Source organism: Streptomyces lusitanus (genome assembly GCF_042647945.1).
GTDB classification, from domain to species: Bacteria; Actinomycetota; Actinomycetes; order Streptomycetales; family Streptomycetaceae; genus Streptomyces; species Streptomyces pseudogriseolus.
Window position 1 is genome coordinate 355,271 of sequence record NZ_JBHRWL010000011.1, and the last position, 16,591, is coordinate 371,861.

The following is a 16,591-nucleotide window of genomic DNA, read 5'->3' on the forward strand; positions in this document are numbered from 1 at the left end:
AGGGGGCACCCCCCTCACCCCGGCCGGACCCCCGGTCAGCCCATCGTCTTCGCCCCGTCCAGCGACTCCCGGATGATGTCCGCGTGGCCCGCGTGCTGGGACGTCTCGGCGATGATGTGCAGCAGCACCCGCCGCGCGCTCCACTCCGTCTCGCCCTGGAACCACGGCGCCTTCGGCAGCGGCCACGACGCGTTCAGGTCGGGCAGGGTCCTGACGACCTCGTCCGTGCGGCGGGCCACCTCGTCGTACGCCTCCAGGACGCCGGCCAGCGTCTCGCCCGGCAGCATCTTGAACTGGGCCTCCCGGCGCGCGAAGTCCTCCTCCGTCATCGCCGAGAAGTCCGGCATCGCGGACGGGCCCTCCAGGATGAAGTTCACCCAGGCTCGCTCGCCCGCGGTGACGTGCTTGATCAGGCCGCCCAGACACAGCTCGCTCTTCGTCGTCCGCAGGCCGGCCTGCTCGTCGGTGAGGTCGCGCGTGGTGAACCGCAGGAAGTCCCGGTGCTTGGCGAGCACCTCCAGCAGATCGGCACGCTCACCTGTCAGGGCGGGGGTCTCGGGGGTCCCGGCGGACTGGTCGGTGGGCAGCTGGTTCACGGTCATGGCTCCGCCTTCGTCAATTCGGTGATCAGGGTTGGTCGTTGATCGGGGTTCGTCGTTCCGTGCGGTTCGCGACCGGCTCGACGTGGACCACGTTAGGAACCATGTAGGTCAGATCACGTCCTAGTTGCCGCGCCCTTCACCTCGTAATGCGGAAGCCGCTGATCCGCTTCCTGCGCGGAGCCTTGCCAGTTCGCAGGCGGGCCCTTACTGTCCCGACGCACGGACAGAAAGCGCTTTCTCGAAACGCCGGCCGATGGGTTCGACCCACCCCGCTCGACCTCATCGGTTGCAGTGACGTTGCAGTGACATGCCCATGACATTCACCGACCGCGAACGACGAAAGGCAATCACCATGAGACGAGCAGTCGCCGTACGCCTCTCCGCGTTACTGGCCGCCGGGGCCCTGACCGCCGCCGGCGGGGTGGCACTGTCCACGACCACCGCGTCCGCCGCCACCGGAGGCGTCACCGGCTACGCGACCCAGAACGGCGGGACCACCGGCGGGGCGGGCGGGCAGACGGTCCGTGCCACCACCGGCACCGCCATCCACCAGGCCCTCTGCAACCGGGCCAGCAGTTCGACCCCGATCACCATCCAGGTCGAGGGCACCATCAGCCACGGCAACACCACCAAGGTGTCGGGCTCCAGCTGCAACACCGCCGCCGACAAGATCGAGCTCAAGCAGATCAGCAACGTCACCATCGTCGGCGTCGGCAACGGCGCGGTCTTCGACCAGCTGGGCATCCACATCCGCGAGGCCGAGAACATCGTCATCCAGAACGTGACGGTCCGGAACGTCAAGAAGTCCGGCTCGCCGACCTCGAACGGCGGCGACGCCATCGGAATGGAAAGCGGTGTCAGAAACGTCTGGGTGGACCACGTCACCCTGGAGGCGTCCGGCGGGGAGTCCGAGGGCTACGACGGCCTGTTCGACATGAAGGACGACACCCAGTACGTGACGCTGTCGTACAGCGTCCTGCGCAACTCCGGGCGCGGCGGCCTCATCGGCTCCAGCGAGAGCGACCGCTCCAACGGGTACGTGACGTTCCATCACAACCTGTACGAGAACATCGACTCCCGTACGCCCCTGCTGCGCGGCGGCATCGCGCACATGTACAACAACCACTACAAGCAGCTGAACGAGTCCGGCATCAACTCCCGTGCCGGCGCCCGCGCCAAGGTCGACAACAACTACTTCGAGGACTCCAAGGACGTCCTCGGCACCTTCTACACCGACCAGGCCGGCTACTGGCAGGTCAGCGGCAACGTCTTCGACAACGTCACCTGGTCCTCGCGCAGCGACGACCACAACCCGGCCGGCCCGAACCCGACGTCGAACACGTCCGTGAGCATCCCGTACGGCTTCACCCTCGACGCGGCGAACTGCGTGCCGAGCGTGGTGGCGCAGACGGCGGGCGCGAACAAGGGCCTGAAGGTGTCGGACGGCAGCTGCACCCCGCAGAGCCCCGACCCGACCGACCCCGGCCCGACGGACCCGGGTGAGCCGACCGACCCCGGTCCCACCGACCCGCCCGCCGGCACCAACCTCAGCCTCGGCGCGGGCGCCGACGGTTCCTCCAAGGCCTCCGGGACCAGCTACGGCAACGTGGTGGACGGCGACACGGGCACGTACTGGTCGCCGTCCGGCTCGACCGGCTCGGTGTCGGTGAAGTGGGGCTCCGCCACCACCGTGTCGAAGGTCAACGTCCGCCTGGCGTCCGGCTCCGGCACGGTCGGCGCGTACCGCGTCGTCAACCACGACACCGGTGCGGTGCTGGCCTCCGGCAGCGGAGCGGGCGTCATCGGCTTCGCCCCGACCTCGCTGAAGAAGATCACCTTCGAGATCACCAGCGCCTCGGGCACCCCGCGCATCGCGGAGTTCGAGACGTACGCGAGCTGACCGACCCGGGGGCCGTTCTTGAGGCGGCCCCCGGCCTCAGTGGGCGCTGTGCGACACGAAGCGGCTCCACGCGGCGGACGTGAGGGTGAGCCGGGGGCCGTCGGGGGCTTTGGAGTCCCGGACGTGGACGGTACCGGGGGCCATCGCTACCTCCACGCAGTCGTTTCCGTCCCCGCTGCTGCTGTAGCTGCTGCGGAACCACGGCAGCGTGGGGGCGTCCCGCTCAGGGGTGTGGGTCATGACTCTCCAAGCATCTGCTCGATGAAGGCCCGCGATTCCCGGGGGGTGAGTGCCTGGGCGCGGATCATGCCATAACGCAGTTCGAGGATCCTCAACTGCTTCGGGTCCGTCACCGGCCGGCCGGCGAACGCCCCGTCGGAGCGCCCCACCGCGGTGCCGTCCGCGAACTTCGGCACTTCGAGAAGACGCAAGTTGATGCCATACGCCAGGCTTTGTCTGTAAACGAGAAGTGCGCGGTATCTGTAGCTGCTCTCGAGCTGGAAATCGACATCACTGCGGGAGTCAGGAAGTAAGCCTACCTGGGGTACGCTCCTAGTGATGATCAAGCTGCTCGCGTGGCGCGGAAATGAGGATCCGCTGGTTCAGGCGAACCCAGTCCTGCTGAGATGGTCGGAGCGGTACGAGGCAAACACGGCGCATCTATCCGCGAGTGGGAAGTCGATGGTCGAGCTATTCCGTCTATCGTCGCCGCCCGCGACACAGGTCGGCGATCCGGACGGTTTCTGTTCCGATATTGCAAGGGGCTGCAGATGATTCGTCACCGATACCAGTCAATGTGGTGGGCCCGTCTGGCAGTCGCGGTCGTCGCATCGGCGATCATTGTGGCGCTGATTGGCTCCTGGCTGGATCTGCCTGGCGTGCCGACGGATGTGACCGAATCGGCCGAGTCGGAACATGTGCGAATCCTGGAAGAGGCTAGCGTTGCGAGCCCAGGCAATGACTGGGAGGACAGTTATGCCCTTCTTTCCGTTGCCTCGGATGGCGGTTCCCTCGCTCACATAGAGATGGCGCTGCAGTCGGCCGGCTGGAGCACGCATAGGGGAGGCGTGGACCCTCTGCTGCTGTCCGGTGACATGCCGGCAGGGCATCCCAAGTACGGTGTAACCGTAATAGATTACGCAGCATTCGAATGTCTCGATCGGCCAAAGGTTTGCGAAGAATTCAAAGAAGCGGCGCGCGGCCACGGTAAGAATCTTTTTGTTGCGACCTTCATGCCCTACGTATGACCGAAATCGATTGCAGCCACACAGACGGCAAGGTGGCGTCGCGACCATGCCGCAGTGGTACACGAGCTGTACCATGACGGCATGGCTCTCAAGCGCACCAACGTCTACGCCGACGACGGCGACCTGCGCCTCATCAAGGAGGCGGCCGCCCGGCTCGGGGTGTCCGAGGCGGAGATCATTCGCGAGGGCATCCACCGCATCGCGCTGGCGCGCCGGGTGTGGGACGAGCCGTTCGTCTCCGACGAGGAGACCTTCGACCTCGGAGGTCCCGTCGAGAAGGACGACGTCCGTTCCGCGGTGACCCGAGGGCACGAGGAGCGGGAGCGACGGAACAGGGGCACCGCCGCTTGATCGCCGTCGCCGACACGTCCGGCATCCTCACCCTGTTCAACCGCTCCGACCCGGACCACCACGCCGCCCGCAAGGCCGCGGACCGGTGCGGCTTCCTGGTCGCCAGTCCGCTCGCCCTCACCGAGGTGCATCAGGTCGCCACCGTCCGCGCCGGGCGCGCGGCGGCCGACGCCATCCTCCGTGCCCTCACGGAGCGGGTCCGGCAGATGCGGCTGGTTCTCGCCCCGACGACGCCGGAGATCCTGGACGCCGCCCTGACCGTCCGGGCCCGGTACGCGTCCCTGAACCTGGACCTGGTGGACGCGGTCAACGTCGCGCTCGCCGCCGAGTACGACACGGACGCCGTCCTCACCCGCGACCTCAGGGACTTCCGTACGGTCCGTCCGGCCGGCGGGCGGTACACCTGCTTCCGGGTCCTGCCAGACGACCTCTGACCTGACGCCGCGCCGCGTCCGGCTAGGACTCCGCCTGCTCCGTCAGGACCTTGTGCAGAGGCTCCGTCGCCCGCCGCCGGTACTCCTGGACCGCCCACCCGTTGCCGTCGGGGTCCGTGAAGTGCATGAACGTGGCGCCGTCGGCGTCGGCGTAGCGGACCGGCTCGGAGATCTCCAGGCCGCGTGCGACGAACTCCGCGTGGGCCTTGTCGATGTCGGCGACGCAGAGCTGGAGGCCCTGGTAGGCGCCGGGGGCCGGGGTGGGGCCCGGCGTCATGTCCCAGATCCTCTCGCCGAGGGCGATCGAGCAGCCGGAGCCGGGCGGGGTCAGCTGGACGATACGCATGCCCGGCATGACCTCCTGGTCGATGTCGACGTGGAAGCCGACCTTGTCCCGGTAGAAGTCCCGGGCCCGGTCGATGTCGCTCACCGGCAGCGGGATCACTTCGAGGGTCATGTCCATGAGAGCCTCCGGCTCCGTCGTCGGGTTCGTCGGGTACCGCGTCAGGCGAACCGCCACCGGGTCTGGCTGAACGGCTCCCCCTTACCGAAACCGAAAACGGTGTGCGGCGCCACCGAGAACACCACGGCGCTGCCCGGCGCGTGGTGGAAATGGCCCTCCCGCACCTCGAAGTGCCACGACTCGCCGTACTTCTCCTCCCACAGCGCGGCCAGTTCGCGCAGACGCGCGTCGTCCGTGACGCGCCGCGCGCGGCCCTCGACGACCACGTCGTAGCCCTCCGTCCAGGTGTTGACGCCGGTGGTCAGCGTCACGTGCGGGTTCTCCGCCAGGTTGCGGGCCTTGCGCTCCCCGGGCCCGGTGGCGAAGTGCAGGGCGCCGGCCGACCAGACCGCGAGCAGCGGGGTGACGTGCGGGCGGCCGTCGGGACGGACCGTGGAGACCCAGAACAGCTCCGCCTCCGCGATCAGCCGCTCCACCTCCTCCCAGGGCGGCCTCCCGGCCTCCGGGCTGCTGTAGCGGGGATCGAGACGGCCCTCGGGCGCGGGCGCGGCGGGCGCGGCAGAGGTGCCGGGGGTGTCGGGAGCGTCGGGCATGGGAACTCCTGGACGGTCGGGAGGACGCACCGCGAGACCGCGGTCCTTCCATCAGACCCTGTCCGGCCCCGGAATTCATCGTGGGCCGCCCCAGGGCCGTGATCGCGTCCTCCGGTTAGGCTCAGGGCCGTACGACCCTGAACCGAGGCACGAGGGAGGCCGGGGATGACGTCGGCGCCGGGGCGCAGGAGCAGTATCTTCACGCGGCTGCTGCGGCACGGCTTCACCGATCCGTCGGCCGCCGAACGCCTCCTCGACAGCCCCGAGCTGGCGACCGTCCGCAACGACCCGGTCCTGCTGGACGCCCTGGGCGGCACCGCCGACCCCGACCTCGCCCTGCACGGACTGGTGCGGCTGCTGGAGGCGCAGGACGGCGCCACCGACCGCCAGGAGCTGCTGGACACCGTGATAGCGGCCAAGCCGCTGCGCGACCGCCTCCTCGGGGTGCTCGGGGCCTCTTCGGCGCTCGCCGAGCACCTGGCCCGGCACCCTCACGACTGGCAGGCCCTCGTCACCTACGAGCCGCGCGACCTGCACCCCGGCGTGGAGGAGTTCGAACGCGGCCTCGCCGACGCCGCCGACCCCGTCGCCCTGCGCGTCTCCTACCGGCGCTGCCTGCTGTCCATCGCCGCCCGCGACGTCTGCGGCACCGTCGACGTCGCCCAGACCGCCGCCGAGCTCGCCGACCTCGCCACCGCCACCCTGCGCGCGGCCCTCGCGCTGGCCGCCGCCGACGCGCCCGAGGACGCCGCGATGTGCCGGCTCGCGGTGGTCGCGATGGGCAAGTGCGGCGGCCACGAGCTGAACTACGTCTCCGACGTCGACGTCATCTTCGTCGGCGAGGCGGCCGGCGACGCCGAGGAGGACAAGGCGCTGCGCGCCGCGACCCGGCTCGCCTCGCACATGATGCGGATCTGCTCGGAGACCACCGTCGAGGGCTCCATCTGGCCCGTCGACGCCAACCTGCGCCCCGAGGGCCGCAACGGCCCGCTGGTGCGCACCCTCGCCTCCCACCTCGCGTACTACCAGCGCTGGGCGAAGACGTGGGAGTTCCAGGCGCTGCTCAAGGCCCGCCCGGTCGCCGGTGACCTCGCGCTCGGCAAGGAGTACACGGCCGCGCTCCGGCCGCTGGTGTGGCAGGCCGCCGAGCGGGAGAACTTCGTCGCCGACGTGCAGGAGATGCGCCGCCGGGTCGTGGCGAACATCCCCGCCGCCGAGGTGGACCGCCAGCTCAAGCTCGGCCCCGGCGGCCTCAGGGACGTCGAGTTCGCCGTGCAGCTGCTCCAGCTGGTGCACGGCCGCGCCGACGCCTCCCTGCGCAGCGGCACCACCCTCGACGCGCTCAAGGCCCTTGCCGCCGGCGGCTACGTCGGCCGCGCGGACGCCGCCCAGCTCGACGAGGCGTACCGCTTCCTGCGCTCCCTGGAGCACCGCATCCAGCTGCACCGGCTGCGCCGCACCCACCTCGTCCCGGAGGGCGAGGCCGACCTGCGGCGCCTCGGCCGCTCGCTGGGCCTGCGCACCGACCCGGTCGCCGAGCTGACCCGCGAGTGGCGGCGCCACACCACCGTGGTGCGGCGGCTGCACGAGAAGCTGTTCTACCGGCCGCTGCTCGACGCCGTCGCCGCGCTCGCCCCCGGCGAGGCCCGGCTCAGCGCGGAGGCCGCCCGCGCCCGCATGGTGGCCCTCGGCTACGCCGATCCCGCCGCCGCGCTGCGCCACCTGGAGGCCCTCGCCTCCGGCGTCACCCGCAAGGCCGCCATCCAGCGCACCCTGCTGCCGGTGCTGCTCGGCTGGTTCGCGGACTCCGCCGACCCCGACGCCGGCCTGCTGAACTTCCGCAAGGTCTCCGACGCCCTCGGCAAGACCCCCTGGTACCTGCGGCTGCTGCGCGACGAGGGCGCCGCCGCGGAGAACCTCGCCCGGGTGCTGTCCGCCGGGCGGCTCGCCCCCGACCTGCTGATGCGCGCCCCCGAGGCGGTCGCGCTGCTCGGCGACGGGGACGGCGGTGGCGGCGGGCTCACCCCGCGCTCCCGCGCCTCCCTGGAGCAGGAGGTCCTCGCCGCGGTCCGCCGCGCCGACAACGCCGTCCAGGGCGTCACCGCCGCCCGCGGGGTGCGCCGCCGCGAGCTGTTCCGCACCGCCGCCGCCGACATCGTCGGCTCCTACGGCACCGAGTCACAGCCCGCCGAGGCCGACCAGGGCGCCCTGGTGGACCTGGTGGGGGGCGCGGTGTCCGACCTGACCGCCGCCACCCTCGCCGGCACGCTCCGCGCGGTGGTCCGCGAGGGCTGGGGGGACACCCTCCCCACCCGGTTCGCGGTCATCGGCATGGGCCGCTTCGGCGGGCACGAGCTGGGCTACGGCTCCGACGCGGACGTCCTGTTCGTGCACGAGCCGCGGGAGGGCGTGAGCGAGCGGGAGGCGTCCGAGGCCGCGAACAAGGTCGTCGCGGAGATGCGCAGGCTGCTCCAGGTGCCCAGCGCCGACCCACCGCTGCTGATCGACGCCGACCTGCGCCCGGAGGGCAAGTCGGGGCCGCTGGTGCGCACGCTCGCCTCCTACGAGGCGTACTACCGGCGCTGGGCGCTGGTGTGGGAGCGGCACGCGCTGCTGCGGGCCGAGCCCGTCGCCGGGGACGAGGACCTGGGCCGCCGCTTCGTGGAGCTGATCGACCCGCTGCGGTACCCGGCCGGCGGCCTTGACGAGGACGCGGTCCGGGAGATCCGGCGGCTCAAGGCCCGTATGGAGGCCGAGCGGCTGCCGCGCGGGGCCGACCCCAAGCTGCACGCCAAGCTCGGCCCGGGCGGGCTGTCCGACGTGGAGTGGACCGTGCAGCTGGCGCAGCTGCGGCACGCGGGGGAGGTGCCGGGGCTGCGGACGACCCGCACCCGGGAGGCGCTGGCCGCCGCGCGCGAGGCGGGGCTGATGTCCGAGGAGGACGCCGCCCACCTCGACGAGGCGTGGGTGCTGGCCACCCGCGTCCGCAACGCGGTGATGCTGGTACGGGGCCGGGCGGGGGACACCTTCCCCACCGTGCCGCGCGAGCTGGCCGCCGTCGGCCGCTATCTGGGCTACGGCCCCGGTCACGCCGGCGACATGCTCGACGCCTACCGCCGTACGGCCCGCCGCGCCCGGGGCATCGTCGAGGAGCTGTTCTACGGGGGGCTGTAGGCCTCCCCGAGACGTCTCGAAAAGGGGCTGGCCGTCAGACCTGCTTCTGCACGGGCACCCGCTCCGGGGCGGCGGTCGGCGGCTGCTCCGGAGTCTCCGGAGTCTCCGGAGTTCTCGCCGTTCCGTCCGGGACATGGCGCGGGAGCGCCGAGGGACGGCGGCCGTACCAGGCGTAAGCGACGCCGTAGCCGACGGCGAGGCACACGACGCCGCCGACCGCGTCCAGCCAGAAGTGGTTGGCGGTGGCGACGATCACCACCAGCGTCGCCACCGGGTACAGCAGCCCGAGCACCCGCGCCCACGGCACCGTGGCCAGCGCGAACAGCGTGATGCCGCACCACATCGACCAGCCGATGTGCATGGACGGCATCGCCGCGTACTGGTTGGAGACGTTCTTCAGGTCGCCGGAGGCCATCGAGCCCCACGTCTGGTGGACCAGGACCGTGTCGACGAAGTTCTGGCCGTTCATCAGCCGCGGCGGGGCGAGCGGGAACAGGTAGAAGCCGACCAGGGCGAAACCCGTGGTGACGAACAGGACCAGCCGGGTCGCCGCGTACCGGCCGGGGTGTCTGCGGTACAGCCACACCAGCACGCCCAGCGTCACCACGAAGTGCAAGGTGGCGTAGTAGTAGTTCATCCCGACGACGAGCCACGTCACCGAGTTCACCGCGTGGTTCACGGACTCCTCGAAGGCCGTGCCGAGTTGCCCCTCCAGCCGCCAGATCCAGTCGGCGTTGCGCAGCGCCTCCGCCTTCTGCTCGGGCACCGCGTTGCGCACGAGCGAGTACGTGGCGTAACTCACCGCGATGAGCAGGATCTCGAACCACAGCCGGGGCCGGCGGGGAGCGCGCAGACGGCGCAGGCGACCGGCCCCCGCCGTCTGTCCGACGGGGCTCGCCCCGGCCGCCCGGCGGCCGTCCAGCGTGGTCACGGTCGAGTCACCCATGGGCACAGAGTCTGCCAGAAAAGACCTCTTGGTCAGATCATCCCCCGGGCGGGTCCGGCCCGCATGTTCTGCCCCGGGAACAGGCCTTCGGCCTCCTCCTCGCGCAGGGCGCACGCGCCCGCGCTCTCCGCCTCGCGGACGAGTCCCGGGGCCGGGACTCAGGGACGCTTGCGCTCCCCGGGCGCCGACGCCGTCGAACCGCGCACCACCAGCTCCGGCATGAACACGAACTCGCTGTGCGGCGCGGGCGTTCCGCCGATCTCCTCAAGGAGTGTGCGCACCGCCGCCTGCCCCATCGCCGGGACCGGCTTGCGCACCGTGGTCAGCGGCGGGTCGGTGAAGGCGATCAGCGGCGAGTCGTCGAAGCCGACCACCGAGATGTCGCGCGGCACCTCGAGGCCGCGCTGCCGGGCCGACCGGATCGCGCCCAGCGCCATCATGTCGCTCGCGCACACCACCGCCGTGCAGTCCCGGTCCATCAGCGCGCCGGCCGCGGCCTGGCCGCCCTCCAGCGTGTACAGCGAGTGCTGGATCAGCTCCGTCTCGACCGTCTCCGCGCTCAGCCCCAACTGCTCCTGCACGGCCCGCACGAAGCCCTCCACCTTGCGCTGCACCGGCACGAACCGCTTCGGCCCGAGCGCCAGCCCGATCCGGGTGTGCCCGAGGGACGCGAGGTGGGTGACGGCTAGCGCCATCGCGGCCCGGTCGTCGGGGGAGATGAACGGCGCCTGCACCTTCGGCGAGAAACCGTCCACGAGCACGAATGGCACGCCCTGCGCGCGCAGCCGCTCGTAGCGCTGCATGTCGGCGGTGGTGTCGGCGTGCAGCCCGGAGACGTAGATGATGCCGGCGACGCCGCGGTCCACGAGCATCTCGGTCAGCTCGTCCTCGGTGGAGCCGCCCGGGGTCTGGGTGGCGAGCACGGGGGTGTAGCCCTGCCGGGTCAGCGCCTGCCCGATCACCTGGGCCAGCGCCGGGAAGATCGGGTTCTCCAGCTCGGGCGTGATGAGCCCGACGAGGCCCTCGCTGCGCTGCCTCAGCCGTACCGGGCGCTCGTAACCCAGCACGTCCAGCGCGGCGAGCACAGACTGGCGGGTGGTGGCGGCGACGCCCGGCTTCCCGTTCAGGACCCGGCTGACGGTCGCCTCGCTCACCCCCGCCTGAGCAGCGATATCAGCAAGCCGTGTGGTCACAGGACCGGACTGTAGCTGCCGGTTGTCACCTTGCACACCGAACGGACGCCTGGTGCGCGCCGTGGGACGGCCCGTGGTGGGCTGCTGGCTCATCGCGATCCCTCGAGTCGTGGTCGGCGTCCGCTCCGCAACGGATGATTCCCCCGGCGGCAACGGATGGCAAGTGCTTGCAGAGTCTTGCACAACTGTCCGAACCCCCGGCGTACGGGCGGAAACCAGGGTCGCGCGACGGTCGAGATCGGGTCACGGCGGCATAACTGTCGGCAGCCCTTGCAAAACTTTTCTGCAAGGTCTTTCGGAAACGTTCCGGCGCTGTTACGTTCACGTCGCCCGGCCGCCGCAACGGCGCAGTCGGCACCTCGCGGGACGGCAGACGGGGCCGTTCCCGCCTCACGGGCTTAACCCTCAAGGAGAACCTCATGCGGCGTGGCATAGCGGCCACCGCGCTGGTGGCGTCCCTCGCCCTCGCGGCGACGGCCTGCGGCGGCGACAGCGACAGCGGCGACAAGGCCGGCGGCCCGGTCACCATCACCTGGTGGGACACCTCCAACGCGACCAACGAGGCGCCGACCTACCAGGCCCTGGTCAAGGAGTTCGAGGCGGCCAACAAGGACATCAAGGTCGACTTCGTCAACGTCCCGTTCGACCAGGCGCAGAACAAGTTCGACACCGCCGCCGGTTCCAAGGGCGCCCCCGACGTGCTGCGCTCCGAGGTCGGCTGGACGCCCGCGTTCGCCAAGAAGGGCTTCTTCCTGCCCCTGGACGGCACCGAGGCTCTCGCCGAGCAGGACAAGTTCAAGCCCAACCTGCTCGAGCAGGCCAAGTACGAGGGCAAGACCTACGGCGTCCCGTTCACCACGGACACCCTCGCGTTCGTCTACAACAAGCAGCTCTTCGCGAAGGCCGGCGTCGAGGCCCCCAAGACCTGGGACGACCTGAAGACCGCCGCCGCCACGATCAAGGCGAAGACCGGCGTCGACGGCTTCTGGGGCTCCACGGCCGGCTACTACGCCCAGCCGTTCCTCTACGGCGAGGGCACCGACATGGTCGACGCCGAGGCCAAGAAGATCACCATCAAGTCCGCCGCGGCCAAGAAGGCGTACGGCACCTGGCTGAGCCTCTTCGACGGCAAGGGCCTGCACAAGGCCGACGTGACCGCCGACGCCTACGCCCACATCCAGGACGCCTTCGTCAACGGCAAGGTCGCCTCGATCGTCCAGGGCCCGTGGGAGATCACCAACTTCTACAAGGGCTCCGCCTTCAAGGACAAGAACAACCTCGGCATCGCCACCGTCCCGGCCGGCTCCACCGGCAAGGCGGGCGCCCCCACCGGCGGTCACAACCTCTCCGTCTACGCCGGCTCCAGCAAGGAGAAGCAGGAGGCCGCGCTGAAGTTCGTGAAGTTCATGACCTCGGCCAAGGCACAGGAGACCATCGCGCTGAAGAACTCCACGCTGCCCACGCGCGACGACGCCTACACCGCCGAGGTCAAGGCCGACCCGGGCATCGCCGGCTACCAGACGGTCCTCTCGGCCGCCCAGCCGCGCCCGGCGCTGCCCGAGTACAGCTCCCTGTGGGGCCCGATGGACGACGAGCTGCCGCAGATCGCCAGCGGCAAGGAGTCCCTGGACAAGGGCCTGAGCGACGCGGAGGCCGCGTTCACCAAGCTGGTGCCGGACTTCTCCAAGTAATGCCCGCGTGGCCGCCGGACCCGATTCCAGGAGGGGAGGGTCCGGCGGCCGCCGGCCTGTGTGCCGTACTCGTTGATCCTCCAGAAGGTGCCGAACCATGACAGTCGCCATCGACCGCGCGACCGGCAAGCGCCGCGGTGACCGCGCGCCCCGCCCCGGGCCGGGCCAGCGCCTGAAGCACTCCTACCAGAAGCACTGGTACGCCTACGCCATGATCGCGCCGGTGGCCCTGGTGCTCGGCGTCATCGTGCTGTACCCCCTGGTCTACGGCTTCTACCTCACGCTCACCGACGCGGACAGCCTCAACTCGGCACGCACCATCGGCGTCAACGAGATCGAGGCCACCTACAAGTTCATCGGCATCGACAACTACGCCGACATCCTGTGGGGCGAGACCGCCTACGACCGGTTCTGGTCGCACTTCATCTGGACGATCGTGTGGACGGCCGCCTGTGTCGCCCTGCACTACGGCATCGGCCTCGGCCTCGCGCTGCTGCTCAACCAGAAGCTGCGCGGCCGCACCTTCTACCGGCTGGTCCTCATCCTGCCGTGGGCCGTGCCGACCTTCGTCACCGTCTTCGGCTGGCGCTTCATGCTCGCCGACGCCGGCATCATCAACTCCGGCCTCGACTTCCTCGGCCTGCCCACCCCGGCATGGCTGGAGGACTCCTTCTGGCAGCGGTTCGCCGCGATCATGGTCAACACCTGGTGCGGTGTGCCGTTCATGATGGTCTCCCTGCTCGGCGGACTCCAGTCCATCGACAGCACCCTCTACGAGGCCGCCGAGATGGACGGCGCGAGCGCCTGGCAGCGGTTCCGCCACGTCACCCTGCCCGGCCTGCGCTCGGTCAGCTCCACCGTGGTGCTGCTCGGCATCATCTGGACGTTCAACCAGTTCGCGATCATCTTCCTGCTGTTCGGCAACACCGCCCCCGACGCGCAGATCCTCGTGACCTGGGCCTACCAGCTCGGCTTCGGACAGCAGCCGCGTGAGTTCGCCGAGTCCGCGGCCTACGGCATGCTGCTGCTGGCCATCCTGATCGTCTTCACGTCCTTCTACCGCCGCTGGCTGAACCGCAACGACCAGCAGCTCGCGATCTGAGGCGGGAGCCCCCATGAGCACCTCGACCCTCCCCACCGCCGCCGAGGCCGGCCGCCCCGACGGCGAGCGGAGCGCCGCGCCCCGCAAGGGCCTCCGGCGCGGTGAGGTCAGCCCCCTGGGCCGCCTCACCTCCCACGGCATCCTGATCATGGCCAGCCTGATCGCGCTGTTCCCGGTGGCCTGGCTGGTCTTCCTGTCCCTCGGCCCCGACAAGGACGACTATCTGCGTCCCGGCGGGATCTGGGGCAAAATGACACTGGACAACTACTCGTTCGTGCTGCAGAACACGAACTTCTTCGACTGGCTGAAGAGCTCGCTGATCGTGTCGCTCGGCACCACGGTCATCGGCGTCCTGGTGGCGGCCACCACCGGCTACGCGGTCTCCCGCATGCGCTTCCCCGGCTACAAGAAGTTCATGTGGGTGCTGCTGGTCACCCAGATGTTCCCGGTGGCCGTGCTGATGGTCCCGATGTACCAGATCCTGTCGGACCTCCAGCTCATCGACAGCTACCTCGGCCTGATCCTCGTGTACTGCTCCACGGCGGTGCCGTACTGCGCCTGGCTGATGAAGGGCTACTTCGACACCATCCCGTTCGAGATCGACGAGGCGGGACGCGTCGACGGACTGACCCCGTTCGGCACGTTCGCGCGGCTGATCCTGCCGCTCGCCAAGCCGGGGCTCGCGGTCGCGGCGTTCTACAGCTTCATCACCGCGTTCGGGGAGGTGGCGTTCGCCACGACGTTCATGCTGGACGACACGAAGTACACGTTGGCCGTGGGGCTGCAGAGTTTTGTGAGTGAGCATGATGCTCAGCGGAATTTGATGGCTGCGACCGCTGTGTTGATCGCGATACCCGTGTCGGGGTTCTTCTACCTCGTTCAGAAAAACCTTGTTGCCGGTCTTACGGCCGGTGGCACCAAGGGGTAAGTCCCGGGGGACTTCTGCCGTCGGCCGGCTGCGGCTTCGCCGTGGCTGGTCGCGCCCACGCGGCGGAGCCGCACATCGATACAGCCCCGCGCCCCTTCGGGGCGCTCCACACTCGAGGCGGTCGTTTTGGCCATCCGACCCCGCTGTCAAGGCGGCCGCCTCGTCCCGCTTCCATGCCCGAACCCGTATCAAGGACGTCATGAGTCAGCAGCAGTCCGCCGCCCCGGCCCCGACCCCCACGACCGACTCGGCCGTCGCCACCGTCGCGCGGCGCCGTGACTGGTGGCGGGACGCGGTGATCTACCAGGTGTACCCGCGCAGCTTCGCCGACAGCAACGGCGACGGCATGGGTGACCTGGAGGGCATCCGCTCCCGTCTGCCGTACCTGCGTGACCTCGGCGTGGACGCCGTGTGGCTGAGCCCCTTCTACGCCTCCCCGCAGGCCGACGCCGGCTACGACGTCGCCGACTACCGCGCCGTCGACCCGATGTTCGGCACCCTGCTCGACGCGGACGCGCTGATCCGCGACGCGCACGCGCTGGGCCTGCGGATCATCGTCGACCTGGTGCCCAACCACTCCTCCGACCAGCACGAGTGGTTCAAGCGCGCCCTCGCGGAGGGCCCCGGCTCGCCGCTGCGTGAGCGCTACCACTTCCGTCCCGGCAAGGGCGAGAACGGCGAACTCCCGCCCAACGACTGGGAGTCGATCTTCGGCGGGCCCGCCTGGACCCGGGTCACCGAGCCGGACGGCACCCCCGGCGAGTGGTACCTGCACCTCTTCGCGCCCGAGCAGCCCGACTTCAACTGGGAGCACCCGGCGGTCGGCGACGAGTTCCGCTCCATCCTGCGGTTCTGGCTGGACATGGGCGTGGACGGGTTCCGGATCGACGTGGCCCACGGCATGGTGAAGGCCGAGGGCCTGCCGGACCTGGGGTCGCACGACGAGATGCGGCTGCTGGGCAACGATGTCACGCCGTTCTTCGACCAGGACGGCGTGCACGACATCTACCGGCAGTGGCGGCTGATCCTCGACGAGTACTCCGGTGAGCGGATCTTCGTCGCCGAGGCGTGGACGCCGACCGTCGAGCGCACCGCCAACTACGTCCGCCCGGACGAGCTGCACCAGGCGTTCAACTTCCAGTACCTGGCGACGCACTGGGACGCGGCCGAGCTGCGCGAGGTCGTCGACCGCACCTTGGACTCGATGCGCCCCGTGGGCGCCCCCGCCACCTGGGTGCTGTCCAACCACGACGTCACCCGGCACGCCACCCGGTTCGCCAACCCGGCGGGCCTCGGCACCCAGATCCGCGAGGCCGGCGACCGTGAGCTGGGGCTGCGCCGGGCCCGTGCGGCGACCCTGCTGATGCTGGCGCTGCCCGGCTCGGCCTACGTCTACCAGGGCGAGGAGCTGGGCCTGCCGGACGTCGTGGACCTGCCGGACGAGGTGCGCCAGGACCCGGCGTACTTCCGCGGCGCGGGCCAGGACGGCTTCCGTGACGGCTGCCGCGTGCCGATCCCGTGGACCAGGGAGGGCTCCAGCCACGGCTTCGGCGACGGCGGCAGCTGGCTGCCGCAGCCCGAGGGCTGGGGCGAGCTGAGCGTCGAGGCGCAGACCGGCGTGCCCGGCTCCACCCTGGAGATGTACCGCTCGGCGCTCGCCGTGCGCCGCGAGCAGGCGGACCTGGGCGCGGGCGACGCGGTGGAGTGGCTGCCGGCGCCCGAGGGCGTGCTGGCGTTCCGCCGCGGGGACTTCGTGTGCGTCGCGAACACCACGGGCGCGCCCGTGACCGTGCCCGCGTACGGGCGGGTGCTGATCACAAGCGGCGAGGTGGAGGAGACGGGCGGCGAGGCCGTGGTCGCGGCCGACACGACCGTGTGGTGGACGACGGCCTGACGGTCGTACGCCTCGCAACTTTTTTCCTTCAAGTTGGTACGGCCCGCTGCCCTTTCGGGTGGCGGGCCTCTAC

At 70.4% G+C, this 16,591-nt stretch carries 16 protein-coding genes and 1 pseudogene; 10 read left to right on the plus strand and 7 right to left on the minus strand.

The features are described from left to right. Positions 1-35: 35 nt before the first annotated feature. Positions 36-602 carry a DinB family protein gene (locus tag ACFOSY_RS19600; RefSeq protein WP_394308579.1) on the minus strand — a complete coding sequence of 189 codons (567 nt, stop codon included), beginning with the start codon at positions 600-602 and terminating at the stop codon, positions 36-38. 352 nt (positions 603-954) lie between these two features. Between ACFOSY_RS19600 and ACFOSY_RS19605 the strand changes: the two genes are divergently transcribed. After that, positions 955-2,502: a pectate lyase family protein gene (locus tag ACFOSY_RS19605; protein ID WP_394308581.1), complete on the plus strand. Its 1,548-nt coding sequence runs from the start codon at positions 955-957 to the stop codon at positions 2,500-2,502. A gap of 36 nt (positions 2,503-2,538) precedes the next feature. On the opposite strand, the gene ACFOSY_RS19610 is transcribed toward ACFOSY_RS19605, so the two are convergent. Together ACFOSY_RS19610 and ACFOSY_RS19615 are read right to left on the minus strand one after the other, a co-directional pair. Next, positions 2,539-2,742, minus strand: a complete 204-nt coding sequence (locus ACFOSY_RS19610; protein WP_394308582.1) for a DUF397 domain-containing protein — start codon at positions 2,740-2,742, stop codon at positions 2,539-2,541. Next, positions 2,739-2,927, minus strand: a pseudogene (locus ACFOSY_RS19615) (Scr1 family TA system antitoxin-like transcriptional regulator); the annotation flags it as partial. The gene ACFOSY_RS19610 and the pseudogene ACFOSY_RS19615, both read right to left, overlap by 4 nt. Positions 2,928-3,060: 133 nt before the next feature. Between ACFOSY_RS19615 and ACFOSY_RS19620 the strand changes: the two are divergent. From ACFOSY_RS19620 to ACFOSY_RS19635, 4 genes are all read left to right on the plus strand, one after another. Then, positions 3,061-3,276, plus strand: coding sequence for a hypothetical protein (locus ACFOSY_RS19620; RefSeq protein WP_394308584.1), 216 nt, complete (start codon positions 3,061-3,063; stop codon positions 3,274-3,276). Beyond that, complete coding sequence (locus tag ACFOSY_RS19625; protein ID WP_394308586.1) at positions 3,273-3,749, plus strand: hypothetical protein; 477 nt, start codon at positions 3,273-3,275, stop codon at positions 3,747-3,749. The genes ACFOSY_RS19620 and ACFOSY_RS19625 overlap by 4 nt, the downstream gene beginning before the upstream one ends. 81 nt (positions 3,750-3,830) lie before the next feature. Next, entirely contained in the window at positions 3,831-4,100 is a 270-nt protein-coding gene (locus ACFOSY_RS19630; RefSeq protein WP_394308588.1) for a ribbon-helix-helix domain-containing protein, read from the plus strand. Further along, entirely contained in the window at positions 4,097-4,534 is a 438-nt protein-coding gene (locus tag ACFOSY_RS19635) for a type II toxin-antitoxin system VapC family toxin (RefSeq protein ID WP_394308592.1), read from the plus strand. The genes ACFOSY_RS19630 and ACFOSY_RS19635 overlap by 4 nt, the downstream gene beginning before the upstream one ends. A 22-nt stretch (positions 4,535-4,556) precedes the next feature. On the opposite strand, the gene ACFOSY_RS19640 is transcribed toward ACFOSY_RS19635, so the two are convergent. Together ACFOSY_RS19640 and ACFOSY_RS19645 are read right to left on the minus strand one after the other, a co-directional pair. Further along, a complete protein-coding gene (locus tag ACFOSY_RS19640) occupies positions 4,557-4,997 on the minus strand; it encodes a VOC family protein (protein ID WP_394308594.1) in 441 nt (146 codons plus the stop codon). Between the two features lie 41 nt (positions 4,998-5,038). Beyond that, positions 5,039-5,590, minus strand: a complete 552-nt coding sequence (locus tag ACFOSY_RS19645; protein WP_394308596.1) for a pyridoxamine 5'-phosphate oxidase family protein — start codon at positions 5,588-5,590, stop codon at positions 5,039-5,041. 165 nt (positions 5,591-5,755) lie between these two features. Between ACFOSY_RS19645 and ACFOSY_RS19650 the strand changes: the two genes are divergently transcribed. Continuing rightward, a complete protein-coding gene (locus ACFOSY_RS19650; RefSeq protein ID WP_394308599.1) occupies positions 5,756-8,764 on the plus strand; it encodes a bifunctional [glutamine synthetase] adenylyltransferase/[glutamine synthetase]-adenylyl-L-tyrosine phosphorylase in 3,009 nt (1,002 codons plus the stop codon). A gap of 34 nt (positions 8,765-8,798) precedes the next feature. On the opposite strand, the gene ACFOSY_RS19655 is transcribed toward ACFOSY_RS19650, so the two are convergent. Together ACFOSY_RS19655 and ACFOSY_RS19660 are read right to left on the minus strand one after the other, a co-directional pair. Then, positions 8,799-9,710, minus strand: coding sequence for a phosphatase PAP2 family protein (locus tag ACFOSY_RS19655; protein ID WP_394308601.1), 912 nt, complete (start codon positions 9,708-9,710; stop codon positions 8,799-8,801). A gap of 158 nt (positions 9,711-9,868) precedes the next feature. Further along, a complete protein-coding gene (locus tag ACFOSY_RS19660) occupies positions 9,869-10,903 on the minus strand; it encodes a LacI family DNA-binding transcriptional regulator (protein WP_031019702.1) in 1,035 nt (344 codons plus the stop codon). A 419-nt stretch (positions 10,904-11,322) separates the two neighbouring features. On the opposite strand from ACFOSY_RS19660, the gene ACFOSY_RS19665 reads away from it, so the two are divergent. The 4 genes from ACFOSY_RS19665 to ACFOSY_RS19680 all read left to right on the plus strand — a co-directional run bounded on the left by ACFOSY_RS19665 (position 11,323) and on the right by ACFOSY_RS19680 (position 16,518). Beyond that, entirely contained in the window at positions 11,323-12,594 is a 1,272-nt protein-coding gene (locus ACFOSY_RS19665) for an extracellular solute-binding protein (RefSeq protein ID WP_394308603.1), read from the plus strand. A 97-nt stretch (positions 12,595-12,691) separates the two neighbouring features. After that, entirely contained in the window at positions 12,692-13,696 is a 1,005-nt protein-coding gene (locus ACFOSY_RS19670; RefSeq protein WP_006130103.1) for a carbohydrate ABC transporter permease, read from the plus strand. 13 nt (positions 13,697-13,709) lie between these two features. Beyond that, positions 13,710-14,624 carry a sugar ABC transporter permease gene (locus ACFOSY_RS19675; RefSeq protein WP_394308606.1) on the plus strand — a complete coding sequence of 305 codons (915 nt, stop codon included), beginning with the start codon at positions 13,710-13,712 and terminating at the stop codon, positions 14,622-14,624. A 199-nt stretch (positions 14,625-14,823) separates the two neighbouring features. After that, a complete protein-coding gene (locus tag ACFOSY_RS19680; RefSeq protein WP_394308608.1) occupies positions 14,824-16,518 on the plus strand; it encodes a glycoside hydrolase family 13 protein in 1,695 nt (564 codons plus the stop codon). The last annotated feature ends 73 nt before the right edge of the window (positions 16,519-16,591 follow it).

Excerpts from the sequence above, each read along its gene's own strand:
- ACFOSY_RS19605 (WP_394308581.1), top strand. The coding sequence starts at position 955 with ATGAGACGAGCAGTCGCCGTACGCCTCTCCGCGTTACTGGCCGCCGGG.
- ACFOSY_RS19610 (WP_394308582.1), bottom strand. The coding sequence starts at position 2,742 with ATGACCCACACCCCTGAGCGGGACGCCCCCACGCTGCCGTGGTTCCGC.
- ACFOSY_RS19645 (WP_394308596.1), bottom strand. The coding sequence starts at position 5,590 with ATGCCCGACGCTCCCGACACCCCCGGCACCTCTGCCGCGCCCGCCGCG.
- ACFOSY_RS19680 (WP_394308608.1), top strand. The coding sequence starts at position 14,824 with ATGAGTCAGCAGCAGTCCGCCGCCCCGGCCCCGACCCCCACGACCGAC.
- ACFOSY_RS19670 (WP_006130103.1), top strand. The coding sequence starts at position 12,692 with ATGACAGTCGCCATCGACCGCGCGACCGGCAAGCGCCGCGGTGACCGC.
- ACFOSY_RS19620 (WP_394308584.1), top strand. The coding sequence starts at position 3,061 with ATGATCAAGCTGCTCGCGTGGCGCGGAAATGAGGATCCGCTGGTTCAG.
- ACFOSY_RS19665 (WP_394308603.1), top strand. The coding sequence starts at position 11,323 with ATGCGGCGTGGCATAGCGGCCACCGCGCTGGTGGCGTCCCTCGCCCTC.
- ACFOSY_RS19655 (WP_394308601.1), bottom strand. The coding sequence starts at position 9,710 with ATGGGTGACTCGACCGTGACCACGCTGGACGGCCGCCGGGCGGCCGGG.
- ACFOSY_RS19630 (WP_394308588.1), top strand. The coding sequence starts at position 3,831 with ATGGCTCTCAAGCGCACCAACGTCTACGCCGACGACGGCGACCTGCGC.
- ACFOSY_RS19640 (WP_394308594.1), bottom strand. The coding sequence starts at position 4,997 with ATGGACATGACCCTCGAAGTGATCCCGCTGCCGGTGAGCGACATCGAC.
- ACFOSY_RS19675 (WP_394308606.1), top strand. The coding sequence starts at position 13,710 with ATGAGCACCTCGACCCTCCCCACCGCCGCCGAGGCCGGCCGCCCCGAC.
- ACFOSY_RS19600 (WP_394308579.1), bottom strand. The coding sequence starts at position 602 with ATGACCGTGAACCAGCTGCCCACCGACCAGTCCGCCGGGACCCCCGAG.
- ACFOSY_RS19625 (WP_394308586.1), top strand. The coding sequence starts at position 3,273 with ATGATTCGTCACCGATACCAGTCAATGTGGTGGGCCCGTCTGGCAGTC.
- ACFOSY_RS19650 (WP_394308599.1), top strand. The coding sequence starts at position 5,756 with ATGACGTCGGCGCCGGGGCGCAGGAGCAGTATCTTCACGCGGCTGCTG.